Below are 12,645 nucleotides of genomic sequence, written 5' to 3' on the forward strand. Positions count from 1 at the left end.
CCCATAACGTTGCGCCGAACGCCGCACCTCCGCCACGCCTCCGAAGAGATTATCGATCCTTAAGTCGCTATACCGCCGTCGCCAAGGTCGATTATCTCGTCGGCCGCTTCGATCGCTGACAAGGCTGCCTTCGCCGGTGGACCACCCATGTTGATGGTGTGGCTAATTAATTAAACGGCGCGCCACGATCGCAGCTCGGAAGGCCGCTGAGCGCCGGATCTACGACAACCGTTCTCCAGCGTTTTCATTGCGTGTCTTCGATCCGAAATCCGACTTTTATCACGACCTGATAGTGCGCTACTGCGCCATCCTTGACATGACCTCGGATCTGATCGACTTCGAACCATTCGAGATTTCGCATCGTCTTCGACGCCCGCACGATGGCGGTCTCGATCGCCTCGGTGACCGATACCGTTGAACTGCCAATGAGTTCCACTTTTTTATAAACGTGATCGCTCATACTATCCTCCCATTCAACGCAGGCTGTGCTCGCGCCTGTGACTGATTTCTGTGATGAGGCATTTGCTTGTTTTCAGGCACGAGGAAGTAGAGGATCACGTAGTAACCTGCTGTTGTCAAACGTACCAAGCCACCGGCGGAATCGACTTGTATTCCGCGAGTTGAACCGCCCCGGGTTTTGCCGGAGGCTACACGCTGCCATGGCTGGCTCTTGCAGCATGGCGTAGTAGCGCTCCTCGGCTTCGGCGGGCGGGACGCTGCCGATGGGCTCCAGCAGCAGGCGATTGTTGAACCAATCGACCCAGATCAGCGTCGCGAACTCGACGGCCTGGAAGCTGCGCCGCGGCCCGCCGATGGATGACCTCGGCCACCATGCCTAGAGGCGACCTCGTCGGCTGTCGCCATGGTGGCCATCATCGCAGGGCGAACCATTTGATTTTGGCCGACCACGCTGGTGGCCGACCCATTCTGACGGTGTGCTACATTAATTCGCAAAGATTTCGAAGTTTCCGGCATCGGCCTGCGTCCTGACCAAAGGTGCGTGGAAGCGCAGGCGACTCCATTTCCAGTCGGTGTTTGGTGAAGAGCAAATGTCACGGAACCGCGAGATTGCAGTGTCTGGACGATCGTGGCTGAGACAGAGACGACGAGCGCCACCACGCGCTTAGCTTAGCCCTGCGATGCTTAATCCCTTGATGTACAGAGCCCTGTCCCGTTCATGTACGATCGGGTGATGTTTCTCGATCCACTCAACGGACAGGGAGGGATGAAGCCGCCGAGCCTGAGAGAGCGCTTGGCGGGCGAGGGCACGGTCACCCGCCATGCCCGCCGATGCCGCGAGGGTACGCCAGGCGGTCCCGAAATGAGGTCGAAGCTCCACTGCTCGGCATTCATATTCCGCCGCCTGGGCGAAGCGTTTGGCTACGAAATGGCACAGCCCCGTCGTCGACAGGTTTGCGGCCTGCGTGAAGTCCCGAGGGCTGAGGCGATCTGCGATGGCAAGGTGGTGCAATCCATCCTCAGGCATGCTGCCGTAGCCATAAGTGCATCCAAGGATTACGTGAGCGAAGGCAAAGCTCGGGTTGAGGACAATCGCCTCGGTCAGTGCCGCCACAGCCTGGTCGAAGTGACGCGATGCCATGTGCACAAAACCCGCGGCGAAGTGGGTCCAAGGGTCTTCCGGGTCGCCGCGGATCGCCCGATGGGCCATATCGAGGGCGGTCGGAAGTGCGTCAGGGTCTGCCAGCCCCAGTATTACCCGCGCTGCGAGCGCCCAAGCTCGCAGGCAGTTCGCGCGCGGATACTCGGGGTCGATGTCTGTGGCCTTGGCTAGCAGCCGCTCGGCGAGCTCGATCTCCTGCGCGGAACCCCATGTCCATACGTAGGGCATCGCTTTCATCGCGAAGCCCCAAGCGTCAAGACTACCAGGCGCCCGGCTTTGGAAACGTTCGTGCTCGGCTACATAGAGCCTTGGCTCAATCGCGCCGATCACGCTTTCTGCGATCTGGTCTTGCAGCGCGAAGAAGTCCGCCATCTCGAGATCATAGCGCTCAACCCATATCTGGCGCCCGTTATGGGCGTCGCTCGCCCTGGCAGTAATCCTCAGGCGCTGTCCGGAGCGGCGTACGCTTCCGTCGAGTACATAGCGGACGCCGAGCTCGCGACCGACCTGCTTCACGTCCACCGCCTTGGCACCATATGTAAAGGATGAATTGCGGGCGGAGACAAACAGCCAGCGTAAGCGCGCAAGGCGCGTGATGATGTCTTCCGCAAGGCCGTCACCGAAATATTGCTGATGGACGTCGTCGCTGAGGTTGACGAACGGGAGAACGGCAATGGAAGGGCCGGACTCGACCGCCTCGCGTTGGTAGGTGGCGCCGTCTAGCCTCTCGATCTCCCCGGTGAAGCGGTAGCCGACCCGGGGAACCGTCGCTATCCAGTCCTGACCGTCCGGGGTGGCGCCGAGTAGTTTTCTGAGGGATGCGATCTGCACCGCCAGGTTACCCTCTTCGATCGCTGTCCCCGGCCATGCCGCATCAATCAGCTGAGATTTGGTGAGCACTTCGCCGGGCCGCTTCACCAATGCCTCAAGCAGGAGCAGCGCGCGATAGCCGACTGGAACCGGAATGTTCTGTCGAAACAGCGTTCCCGTCTCAGCATTGAGGGCGAAAGGACCGAAGACGAAACAACATCCTTGCATACGACGAATTTTATAGGCGCCTTGAGACTTTTTGTAACTCTTAAGCTGAGCTTAAGGACACCGCCCCTCGATTCCTTCAACGTTTGTTCGAGCTACGATAGGAGGAGACGATGAGTGCAAGTGTTGAATCGATGGCCCGCCCCGATCTGGAACAGGCCAAGAAGGATGCCTTCGACCCGGTCTTCAGGCGCATCGCCGTCCCGAGCTTTGCCAGCCTTCGCGAAGAGCGACAGCACCGCAAAGAGCGCCTCGCCGGCGGCTTCCGCATCTTCGCCGCGCTCGGCTTCTGCGAAGGCGTCGCAGGCCACATCACCGCGCGCGATCCGGAGTTCACCGACACATTCTGGGTCAACCCCTTCGGCATGCATTTTGGGCAAATCAGGGCCCGCGACCTGATCCGGGTTGATCGCGAGGGCAACGTGATCGAGGGCGAAAGCCCCGTCAACGTCTCAGCATTCGCCATCCACGCGGCAATTCACGAGGCCCGCCCGGAAGTCGTCGCTGCCGCCCATGCCCATTCTATCTATGGCAAAGCCTGGTCCGCGATCGGTCGCCTGCTCGATCCGATTACTCAGGATGCTTGCGCCTTTTACGAGGACCACATTTTCTTCGACGATGCGCGGGTGCTCATTACAGAAGCGAGCGAAGGTGCCGGGCTCGCCCGTTGCCTTGGCCCGCACAAGGCCGCGATTCTGCGTAACCACGGCCTGCTAACCGTCGGCGAGACGGTCGAGGAGGCTGTCTGGTGGTTCGTAGCGATGGAACGCTGCTGTCAGGCGCAGTTCCTCGCCGAGTCGGTCGGCCAGCCGCTCCAGATCGACCGTTCGAACGCTCGTGCCGCCCGAGCCGTGAACGGAAGTCCCTTCATTGGCTGGTTCCAGTGCCAGCCACTATGGGACCAAATCGTGAGATTGCAGCCGGACCTGCTGAACTAACTACGGCAAGCTCATGAGAAGCCAAATGATGCCTGCGAACACCGCGTGCGGCCGCAAGGCCACCACCTTCTTCCGGAGGGAACTGGGCTGCCATACAGCGGATGTTAGGCTGTTTTGGTAGCCCAGCGGTTCATCACTCCTGGCTGGCCCTCGTAGGAGGCCTCGAAGATTGGCGCAGCCAATATCGCTTGCATGTGCAATGTCGCACTTCCGGTATTGCGAAACCCATGCCAGCTGCCAGCCGGCACGATGACGGATTGTCCCGTTGACACCGTTTCTCTTTCATCGCCCAACCACAGCTCGGCTTGACCTTCCAAAACGGTCAAGACTTCCTCGACGGGATGTGTGTGAGACGGTGTGCCAGCTCCCGGTGCGACCCACTGTTCGAATATGCAGAGAGCGGCTGCGTCGGTGACCGCAGAAACCTGCATCTTGGTCAACACGCCGGGACGCCACTCTTCGGTCGGCTGAAGGCTATGATCGATAATTTGCATGATCCGCCCCTCTCTTGTCAGAATACCACGGAGCATCGATCGCTCGCAAATGTTGTCGTGCCGCCGGCATCCATGCTCCGCTGCCCGTAGACAAATGCACAGAACGACTCTTCAGCCTGAGCCGACCTTTGGTCCCGACTGATATCGGGCGGGCTCTACCCGCTAACATTGTGGCCAATTAAACGGCACCTTCAGGCCGGCCTAGGAAATTCCCATCAAAGGGCCGTGACCGTGCCGCTGGTCGGCGGCCAGCGGACTGTTTCCGTTGTCTGCTCGTTTCTGGCTCCTGAACATCAAATCGACCGCAGAGGTTGGCTTCGAATGACGTTGATCCGGGGGCGCACAATTGGTTGGTAGCTCGACCTAGCCGATCTTCCTTACCCCGCCTTTCTTGCCGCCCGCGAAGCACTTGGGCTTCGCGAGCATGCATCTGCTTCGCCCTCAGCCTTGGCGCCATCGCCGCTTAGGGCGTGAGGTCAAGCGCTTCTACCACACGGAAGAAAGGTATGTTGGCATCCCCGTTCAGCCGCTTCACGTCCTCAGCGGAGTTGGCCTCGAACAGACACATCACGCGGCCGTCCGTAGGCGCGAAAGTCGACCGAATGTAGCGGACCGGCGTGCCTTGTGCGGTGTAGTCCTTCGATGTCTTGATTGCCCGCTGCTGCGCGGCCGCCAAATCGACCATCGAGATTCCCTTGAGTTCGCGCTCGACCATGTAGACCGTCATGACATCCTCCTCGGTTAATAGCCAGGCGGCGAAGTGAGCACCAACTGAGTTCATTGCGCAATGCCAGTCCCGTCTATCGAATCATAACTTCTGTTTATGACGGCGAGTGTTATGGTGAGCGATGAAGGAACCGCGCCATGGAGATGCACCAGATCCGTTACTTTCTCGCCGCGGCCCGCACGCTCAGCTTCACCCGGGCTGCGGAATTCTGCGGGGTATCGCAACCGGCACTGACCACCGCGATCAAGAAGCTAGAGGCGAATCTCGGGACTCCCTTGTTCTACCGTGAGGGCCACCGGTTACAGCTATCCGAATTCGGCCGACGCATGGAACCGAGCTTGGCGCGCATCGTCGAGCAGACCGAAATGGCGGAGACCGCGGCGGAGAATTTCCGCCTTCTCAACCAGGCGCCAATCCGCCTAGGGGTGATGTCCACGATCGGACCGTTGGGCCTATCCCGCTTTCTGGCAGACTTCGAGCGGGACTGTCCGGGGGTCGAGGTGGCGGTCTCCGAGAACTCGCCGGAACGGCTCGCGGACAGGCTCGCTGCGGATGAGTTGGATTTGGCCATTCTCAATGCGCGTGATGGCCTCGGCGAAAGCTATCGTTCGGAGCCGCTCTACACCGAACGATATGTCGTCCTGCTTCCGCCTCAGCACCCGCTAAAGGAAAAGAACGGCCTCACCCTGCAAGACCTCTCGGAACAGCCCTATGTTGACCGCCTTTCCTGCGAGATGCGGGAGATGGTCATCGGTTTGTGCGAGAGTCGCGATGTCAAACTCTATGCGCGCTTCCGCTCGGAACGCGAGGATTGGGTTCAGGCGATGGTGATGGCGAACATCGGGTTCGCATTCATGCCCGAACATTCTGTCACGCATCCCGATGCCCTTCGCCGCCCGTTGGTCGACCCGATCATTGAGCGAACGATAAGTCTGGTGAGCTTACCCGGCCGGCGCCATTCGCCGGGGGTGGCTGCGTTCGTTCGTGCTTCCCGAGGACGGCGATGGCCAGCGTAGCAGCACCACAGCCCCTCGAGCGAGGTGACGGATCGCTAGAGGCCTTTTACGCGGTTACGGCGGAGACGCGCGAGGCTGCCGATGGTGGTCCGAGCATCCTGCACGCGATTGGCAATACCCCCCTTGTCGAACTGCGTCGGATTGTCCCGAAGAATAGCGCACGTGTCGTAGTCAAGCTGGAGTCAGCCAACCCTACAGGCAGCATGAAGGATCGGCTCGCGCGCCAAGTCATTCAATGCGCTGTGGACGCCGGTGAGCTGAAGCCCGGAGGAACGGTGGTCGAATATACAGCCGGGGCGATGGGGATTTCATTAGCTTTCGTAGCCAGCGCGCAGGGCTACCGGACGCACATCGTCTTCTCCGATGCATTCAGCGACGAAAAGCGCTTGGCGATGCTGGCGTACGGCGCCGAAATCAGCGATGTGCCGAGCGTCAACAAGAGAATCACTACCGAGTTGATCCGGGCGATGATCGCCAAGGCTGCCGAAATCAGCCAGCGGTCCGGCCACTGGTGGGCAGACCAACTAAACAACGAAAACGGCGCGGAGGGATATGCCGGACTGGGTGAAGAGATTTGGACACAGACCAACGGCGAGGTCGATGCACTGGTGCACTCGGTCGGAACCGCCCATTCGCTCCTCGGTACGGCTCGCGCGCTGCGGCGGCATCGAGCGGATCTGCCGGTATTCGCTGTGGAGCCTTTTGAGTCCCCAGTGCTTTCCGGATGGCCCCCCGGATCACACAAGATCGAAGGGGTGGGGGTGGGCTTCATCCCGCCGCTCTGGAACCGAAGCGAGGTCGATAAGATCCTTAGCGTCTCGACGAATGATGCCAAGCAAATGGCGCGCGACCTGGCGCGCGAGGAAGCGATCTTTGCCGGCACCTCCACGGGAGCCAACGTGGTTGCCGCCTTGCGTGTGGCAGCGTGGCTCGGACCAGGAAAGACCGTTGCCACGATCGTAGTCGATTCCGGTTTGCGCTACGTGAGTACAGACGTCTTTCGGCCTCCAGGTTGAGCGGAGTCGACACCCTTGGTTTTTTGCCAAGGGGTGTCGACTAACGTGCCGGCGGAATCGAGCGACGAGCGCGGCCGGACGTTCCGGCTGCTGACGGATAAGGAGACGACCTCCGATTTCGTCAAGAAGGAGTTCGCCAGGTACTAGCGAGAGACCGAGGCCGCGCCGACGGAGCGTGCCTCGCTGGTGGCAGAGCGTCGCCTTTTCGAGTCGGACAGCCGGTCGAATGTTCATCCGTGACCTGGGATCGATCCGGCCGCTTCGTCGGCGACAGCGGGCGGATCGCTCGTGCTGATGGTCGGACCGCCCGGCTCCGGCAAGTCGATGCTGGCGCAGCGGCTGCCATCGATCCTGCCGCCGCTGGCGCCGAAGGAGCTTCTGGAAGTCTCGATGATCGCGTCCGTTGCCGGCGAGCTCGGCGAAGGCAAGCTCACCGACCGGCGGCCGTTTCGCGCCCCGCATCATTCGGCCTCGATGGCAGCGATGGTAGGGGGCGGGTTGCGCGCGCGACCGGGAGAAGTGTCGCTCGCGCATCACGGCGTGCTGTTCCTCGACGAATTCCCGGAATTCACGCCGCAGACGTTGGACGCGCTGCGCCAGCCGCTGGAGACCGGCGACTGCGTGATCGCTCGCGCCAACCACCGCGTCACCTATCCGGCACGCATCCAGCTTATCGCGGCGATGAACCCGTGCCGCTGCGGCATGTCGGGCGAGCCCGGCTATCGCTGCCTGCGCGGCGAGCGCTGCCGCACCGAATATCAGGCGCGCATTTCCGGGCCGCTGCTCGACCGCATCGATCTCAGGATCGAAGTGCCGGCGGTCTCCGCCAGCGACCTGATCCGGCCGGACCGGGCGGAGACGAGCGCGGCGGTGGCGCAGCGCGTAGCCCGAGCGCGGACCATGCAGCGCGAGCGGCTGGAAAGGCTGGGCGCCGGCAGCGCCACCACCAACGCGCATTGCCCGCCTGCGATCATCGAGGAGATCGCCAAGCCCGATGTGGCCGGACTGACGCTGCTGAAGGATGCCAGCGAGAAGCTCGCCTTTTCGGCGCGGGCCTATCACCGCGTGCTGAAGGTGGCGCGCACGCTCGCCGACCTCGACGCCAGCGAAACCGTCGGCCGCATTCATCTCGCCGAGGCGATCTCCTACCGCATGACTGCGGAGCGGATGGCACAGGCGGCGTAACCATAAGAGGTGGTATCCGCAAGCGCGCCGAGTTCGTTTCTCCGAGTGGACCTGCTTTTGCCGGCGTCACCCAGCCTCTGGGATCAGCTTCTGCAACGTCGGCGCCATGATCGTGGCGAAAGCCGCTGTATCGCCATAGGCTCGCGCAGAAAGCATCGCCCCGTGAACGGTCGCCATGAAGGCCTCCGCCTCGACACGGGGCGTGGTGGCAATTGTCAATGCGCCTTGCCTGGCGCCCCGCTCGATGACGGTGGTCAGCCACCCCGAGAGAAACTGAAAATACGCCCGCACCTCCACGGCAACCTCGGGCGGAAGGGCGGGAAGCTCGCTGGCGAGCATGGCGCAGACGCAGAACGGCCTGCTCGCGTCCTCAATGCACTGGGCCCAGAAGTCGGCGTAGGTTCGAAGCAACTCAGGTGGCTCAGGCACATTGCGCTCGAGTTCCGCCATGCCCGTGACGGCATCCTCGAGGTAGCGCCTGACCAGGGTTTGCACCAGATCGACCTTGCTGGGGAAATGATGGTGGATGCTGGCTTTGCGGATACCGATCACCTCGGCGATATCGGCATAGCTGAACCCGTTATAGCCGCCGGCGACGATGAAGCTTCGCGCGGCGGCCAGGATGTCATCGGCAGTGTTCGAAGGCTTGTCCATAACATGCTTCCAGCAGGGAAACCGGCAGGCACCTTAAAGCGCGTCGCAATCTTTCAGATTCGCTCCATGCGCTTTAGGTTTTTGATTTTACGCATGTCTTTATCCCGAAACCGGTTCCGACTTTCGGGTGACATGCTTAATTTGCGGCCTGCGGCGATTTCCGAAGGACATCGCTGACCGAAAGCCACACGGCAGACACGAGGAAATAGAAGGCACCGAAAGCGGCATAAGGCGCAACGTTGACGATGCCAATAGCCTCCGTGCCGCCCGCCATCTTCACGAAGAAGAGGCCGGCCAGCGCCGACTGGGCGCCGCTCAGGATCATCGCCCATTGGGCGCCGTTGGTTTTCCAGCGACGCACTGCTGTCAGAAGCTGAAACACGCCGGAGACGACGGCCCAGACGCCATAGACCGCAAGCACCGCGTTCATGCTGTGACCAAGCGCGATGGCGACAGCAATCGTGGCGACGATGCTGACGACGAAGTTGAGCAGTTGCGACTTGTTGCGGCTGAGCCCACCGGTGCGCTGCGCGTCAACATAGTTAGCGAGCGCGTCCCAGGCCGGGTAGGCGATCAGCATGACAGCTGCGAGCGGTGGAACGTCCTTCGCCACGGCGGCGGCCACCGCGACCCAGGCAGCCGAAACGGCAAACCGCAGATAGTAATAGTATTTGAGCCAGCCATTCGAAGACCGAGCACGGTTTTGACCGCTCATATTTGCAGACATGACGATTATCTCTCAGTGGGTTTCATTTGCCTACCTACTAGAAGGTAGATCGCGGCTCGTCAAGCCATTTGCGCGGGGCCTCGTAGAGGTCCGCTCCTGCAAGTGCTCTCCGCGATGCACCTTCGCGCCCACGGATTGCGCGTGGTATCGTGGTACAGATCCACACGGGGCGATGGATGATTTCCGTTTTACCGGCGCGCAGCGCCGAAGACTTCGAGACCTTGGCAGGACTCTGCCGCAGGCTTGCGCAATGGGATGTCGACGCTTCGGCGCCTCATGGCGTCTCCGAGGACGACGTTAGGGCTCTGTTCCATCCGGAGACGAGCGCCGATCTATTGGCAACGCAGTTCGGGGCGCCGGATGCGATGGCCTTCATCGCGCGATCGGACGGCCTGCCGGCGGGCTGCCTCGCCTTCGATCCGTTCGGCGACGGGATGGTGGAGCTGCACAGGTTCTTCGTCGACGCTTCCTTTCGCGGACAAGGCATAGGCCGCGCGCTGATGGGCGCCGTGCTGGCGGAGATCGAGAAGGGCCCGGCCCGCACGGTGCTGATCCACACGACCTTCTATATGACAAATGCCATTGCCGTGTACGAGGCATTCGGCTTCAGACCCTGCGCGCCGTTCCGCGAAACCCCGCCGCATGTCAGGCATACGGATGTCTTCCTGGCGCGCGCGATCCAAGGCGCGTGAGGTGTTGAGCTGGCACCCGCCGGCCACATGCTATCTGAGGAGTCGGAACGGCCAGGGGTAACGGCTAGCGTTCCAGCCAGGCTACTCTCAGGCTCTTCCCCGCCTGTCGCGTGCCTTCAGCTCCAGCCGCCGCTTATGCAGCACCGGCTCCGTATAGCCGTTGGGCTGGACTGTCCCCTTGAACACCAGATCGCAGGCGGCCTGGAAGGCGATTGAATTGTCGAAGTCAGGCGCCATCGGCCGGTAGAGTGGGTCGCCGACATTCTGGCGGTCGACGATCGCCGCCATGCGCTGCAGCGAATCCCTGACCTGGATTTCCGAGCACACTTTGTGGCGCAGCCAGTTGGCGATGTGCTGCGAGGAGATGCGCAGCGTGGCGCGGTCCTCCATCAGGCCGACATCGTTGATATCTGGCACTTTCGAGCAGCCGACGCCCTGGTCGATCCAACGCACGACATAGCCGAGAATGCCTTGCGCGTTGTTGTCGAGCTCGCGCTGGATCTCGTCCGGCGTCCAGTTCGGCCGCACCGCCACCGGCACGGACAAAATGTCGTCGAGCCTGGCCTTCGGCCGGCTCTTCAGCTCCTCCTGAACGGCATTCACGTCGACCTTGTGGTAATGGGTGGCGTGCAGCGTCGCCGCCGTCGGCGAGGGCACCCAGGCGGTGTTGGCGCCGGCCTTGGGATGCGCGATCTTCTGTTCCAGCATCGCCGCCATCAAATCCGGCATCGCCCACATGCCCTTGCCGATCTGGGCATGGCCGGCGAGCCCGCATTCGAGCCCGATATCGACATTCCAGGCCTCGTAGGCGGAAATCCAGGCGGCCTGCTTCATGTCGCCCTTGCGGATCATCGGGCCGGCTTCCATCGAGGAGTGGATCTCGTCGCCGGTGCGGTCGAGGAAGCCGGTGTTGATGAACACCACGCGCTCACTTGCGGCGCGGATCGCCTCCTTGAGATTGACGGTGGTGCGCCGCTCCTCGTCCATGATGCCCATCTTGATGGTGTTCTTCGCCATGCCGAGCAGCGCCTCAACGCGATCAAAAATCTCGACGGCGAAGGCGACTTCCTCCGGCCCATGCATCTTGGGCTTCACCACATACATCGAGCCGGCGCGGGAATTGGCGCGACGGCCGTTGACGCCGACATCGTGCAGCGCGATCAGCGCGGTGAGCGCGGCGTCCATGATGCCTTCCGGCACCTCGTTGCCGTCGCGGTCGAGGATCGCCGGATTGGTCATCAGGTGGCCGACGTTGCGTACCAGCATCAGCGAGCGGCCGGGCAAAGTGAGCGTGCCGCCGCCGCGCGAGGTGTAGCTGCGGTCAGGGTTGAGCTTGCGCACAAAAGTCTTGCCGCCCTTGGTGATCTCTTCCGCCAGATCGCCCTTCATCAGGCCGAGCCAATTGCGGTAGACGACGACCTTGTCCTCGGCATCGACGGCGGCGACCGAATCCTCGCAGTCCTGGATGGTGGTTAAAGCTGCTTCGAGAAGAACATCGGCGATGCCGGCCGGATCGGTCTTGCCGATCGGGTTGGCGCGGTCGATCACGATCTCGATATGCAGGCCGTTCTTGACCAGAAGCACCGCTTCCGGCGTGGCGGCATCGCCGCGATAGCCGACGAACTGCCTGGGGTCGGCGAGTGTCGTAGCGCCGGCGCCCTCGCCCACCTTCAGCGCGCCATTCGCCACCGAGAGCCCGTTGACGCCGGCCCATTTGCCCGTGGTGAGCGGAACGGACTGGTCGAGGAAATCCCTGGCCCAGGCGATCACCTTGGCGCCGCGCACCGGGTTGTAACCCTTGCCCTTCCCGGCGCCTGCGGTCTCGGGAATGGCGTCGGTGCCGTAGAGCGCGTCATAGAGCGATCCCCAGCGGGCGTTGGCGGCGTTGAGCGCATAGCGCGCGTTCATCACCGGCACGACGAGCTGGGGCCCGGCGACGACGGCGATCTCGGGATCGACCTTCGCGGTGGTGACGCTGAAGGCCGGGCCTTCCGGCACCAGATAGCCGATCTCCTTCAGGAAGCCTTTGTAGGCTTCCATGTCGACCGGGGCGCCGTTTTGGCGATACCAGCCGTCGAGCTTTTCCTGCATGGCGTCGCGCTTGGCGAGCAGGGCGCGGTTCTTCGGCGCGAGATCGTGGACGATGGCCGAAAAGCCATTCCAGAATTTTGCCGGATCGATGCCGGTGCCGACTGCTGCCTCCTCGGCCACGAAATCATGGAGCTCCCGAGCGATTTGCAACCCGGCGATCTCGATGCGGTCGGTCATCAGCACGTCTCCAGATGAGTGGCTTTGCCGGCTTGCCGGCCTGGGGCCTTTGGCATGCCGGGGTTCAAGGGTCAATTCGGCTTAAGGTGAAGGGTTGCATTTTGGCGAGGCGACGAAGCTGCTGATCTCCCCCCTTGAGGGGGAGATGGCCGGCAGGCCAGAGATCCCATGATGAGTGGTGGACAGCGGCCTGAGGGAGATCAGAGTCGGTTTGCTACCAACCACTCTGAAGGGATTTGCCATGACAGCAGAACCAAACTCGCCCCGAGCCG

At 62.0% G+C, this 12,645-nt stretch carries 11 protein-coding genes and 2 pseudogenes; 5 read left to right on the top strand and 8 right to left on the bottom strand.

Going from position 1 to position 12,645, the window contains the following annotated elements; all coding sequences use genetic code 11:
• Positions 1 to 244 precede the first annotated feature (244 nt).
• The 3 genes and pseudogenes from RFN28_RS18060 to RFN28_RS18070 form a co-directional block, all read right to left on the bottom strand.
• The gene (locus RFN28_RS18060; protein ID WP_320288661.1) at positions 245 to 460 is read right to left on the bottom strand and encodes a dodecin; all 216 of its coding nucleotides are present in this window, start codon (positions 458 to 460) and stop codon (positions 245 to 247) included.
• A gap of 192 nt (positions 461 to 652) precedes the next feature.
• A pseudogene (locus RFN28_RS34885) lies at positions 653 to 827 on the bottom strand (IS3 family transposase); the annotation flags it as partial.
• Between the two features lie 296 nt (positions 828 to 1,123).
• Positions 1,124 to 2,659: a winged helix-turn-helix domain-containing tetratricopeptide repeat protein gene (locus RFN28_RS18070; RefSeq protein ID WP_320288662.1), complete on the bottom strand. Its 1,536-nt coding sequence runs from the start codon at positions 2,657 to 2,659 to the stop codon at positions 1,124 to 1,126.
• Positions 2,660 to 2,790: 131 nt separating this feature from the next.
• On the opposite strand from RFN28_RS18070, the gene RFN28_RS18075 reads away from it, so the two are divergent.
• On the top strand, positions 2,791 to 3,594 hold the full coding sequence (locus tag RFN28_RS18075) for a class II aldolase/adducin family protein (RefSeq protein ID WP_320288663.1): 804 nt from the start codon (positions 2,791 to 2,793) through the stop codon (positions 3,592 to 3,594).
• Between the two features lie 104 nt (positions 3,595 to 3,698).
• Here RFN28_RS18075 and RFN28_RS18080 read toward each other — a convergent pair whose 3' ends face one another.
• Together RFN28_RS18080 and RFN28_RS18085 are read right to left on the bottom strand one after the other, a co-directional pair.
• Positions 3,699 to 4,088, bottom strand: a complete 390-nt coding sequence (locus RFN28_RS18080) for a cupin domain-containing protein (RefSeq protein ID WP_320288664.1) — start codon at positions 4,086 to 4,088, stop codon at positions 3,699 to 3,701.
• 463 nt (positions 4,089 to 4,551) lie between these two features.
• Complete coding sequence (locus RFN28_RS18085) at positions 4,552 to 4,815, bottom strand: DUF4242 domain-containing protein (RefSeq protein WP_320288665.1); 264 nt, start codon at positions 4,813 to 4,815, stop codon at positions 4,552 to 4,554.
• Positions 4,816 to 4,952: 137 nt separating this feature from the next.
• Between RFN28_RS18085 and RFN28_RS18090 the strand changes: the two genes are divergently transcribed.
• From RFN28_RS18090 to RFN28_RS18100, 3 genes and pseudogenes are all read left to right on the top strand, one after another.
• On the top strand, positions 4,953 to 5,831 hold the full coding sequence (locus tag RFN28_RS18090) for a LysR family transcriptional regulator (protein WP_320288666.1): 879 nt from the start codon (positions 4,953 to 4,955) through the stop codon (positions 5,829 to 5,831).
• Positions 5,819 to 6,847, top strand: a complete 1,029-nt coding sequence (locus RFN28_RS18095) for a PLP-dependent cysteine synthase family protein (protein WP_320288668.1) — start codon at positions 5,819 to 5,821, stop codon at positions 6,845 to 6,847. The genes RFN28_RS18090 and RFN28_RS18095 overlap by 13 nt, the downstream gene beginning before the upstream one ends.
• Before the next feature lie 255 nt (positions 6,848 to 7,102).
• Positions 7,103 to 8,032, top strand: a pseudogene (locus RFN28_RS18100) (YifB family Mg chelatase-like AAA ATPase); the annotation flags it as partial.
• Between the two features lie 66 nt (positions 8,033 to 8,098).
• Here RFN28_RS18100 and RFN28_RS18105 read toward each other — a convergent pair.
• Both RFN28_RS18105 and RFN28_RS18110 read right to left on the bottom strand, forming a co-directional pair.
• On the bottom strand, positions 8,099 to 8,686 hold the full coding sequence (locus tag RFN28_RS18105; protein WP_320288669.1) for a TetR/AcrR family transcriptional regulator: 588 nt from the start codon (positions 8,684 to 8,686) through the stop codon (positions 8,099 to 8,101).
• Between the two features lie 136 nt (positions 8,687 to 8,822).
• Positions 8,823 to 9,413 carry a DUF308 domain-containing protein gene (locus RFN28_RS18110; protein WP_430678308.1) on the bottom strand — a complete coding sequence of 197 codons (591 nt, stop codon included), beginning with the start codon at positions 9,411 to 9,413 and terminating at the stop codon, positions 8,823 to 8,825.
• Between the two features lie 176 nt (positions 9,414 to 9,589).
• On the opposite strand from RFN28_RS18110, the gene RFN28_RS18115 reads away from it, so the two are divergent.
• Positions 9,590 to 10,105 (top strand): GNAT family N-acetyltransferase, encoded by a 516-nt coding sequence (locus RFN28_RS18115; RefSeq protein WP_320288670.1) that lies wholly within the window; start codon positions 9,590 to 9,592, stop codon positions 10,103 to 10,105.
• Between the two features lie 87 nt (positions 10,106 to 10,192).
• On the opposite strand, the gene RFN28_RS18120 is transcribed toward RFN28_RS18115, so the two are convergent.
• Positions 10,193 to 12,373, bottom strand: a complete 2,181-nt coding sequence (locus RFN28_RS18120; RefSeq protein ID WP_320288671.1) for a malate synthase G — start codon at positions 12,371 to 12,373, stop codon at positions 10,193 to 10,195.
• Positions 12,374 to 12,645: the final 272 nt, after the last annotated feature.

Origin of the sequence: Mesorhizobium album, from assembly GCF_033977205.1 — a bacterium.
In the GTDB taxonomy this organism is placed as follows: domain Bacteria; phylum Pseudomonadota; class Alphaproteobacteria; order Rhizobiales; family Rhizobiaceae; genus Mesorhizobium; species Mesorhizobium album.

Coding starts and splice junctions, on each gene's coding strand:
- RFN28_RS18090 (WP_320288666.1), top strand. CDS start 4,953: ATGGAGATGCACCAGATCCGTTACTTTCTCGCCGCGGCCCGCACGCTC.
- RFN28_RS18085 (WP_320288665.1), bottom strand. CDS start 4,815: ATGACGGTCTACATGGTCGAGCGCGAACTCAAGGGAATCTCGATGGTC.
- RFN28_RS18105 (WP_320288669.1), bottom strand. CDS start 8,686: ATGGACAAGCCTTCGAACACTGCCGATGACATCCTGGCCGCCGCGCGA.
- RFN28_RS18110 (WP_430678308.1), bottom strand. CDS start 9,413: ATGTCTGCAAATATGAGCGGTCAAAACCGTGCTCGGTCTTCGAATGGC.
- RFN28_RS18075 (WP_320288663.1), top strand. CDS start 2,791: ATGGCCCGCCCCGATCTGGAACAGGCCAAGAAGGATGCCTTCGACCCG.
- RFN28_RS18070 (WP_320288662.1), bottom strand. CDS start 2,659: ATGCAAGGATGTTGTTTCGTCTTCGGTCCTTTCGCCCTCAATGCTGAG.
- RFN28_RS18060 (WP_320288661.1), bottom strand. CDS start 460: ATGAGCGATCACGTTTATAAAAAAGTGGAACTCATTGGCAGTTCAACG.
- RFN28_RS18080 (WP_320288664.1), bottom strand. CDS start 4,088: ATGCAAATTATCGATCATAGCCTTCAGCCGACCGAAGAGTGGCGTCCC.
- RFN28_RS18115 (WP_320288670.1), top strand. CDS start 9,590: ATGATTTCCGTTTTACCGGCGCGCAGCGCCGAAGACTTCGAGACCTTG.
- RFN28_RS18095 (WP_320288668.1), top strand. CDS start 5,819: ATGGCCAGCGTAGCAGCACCACAGCCCCTCGAGCGAGGTGACGGATCG.
- RFN28_RS18120 (WP_320288671.1), bottom strand. CDS start 12,373: ATGACCGACCGCATCGAGATCGCCGGGTTGCAAATCGCTCGGGAGCTC.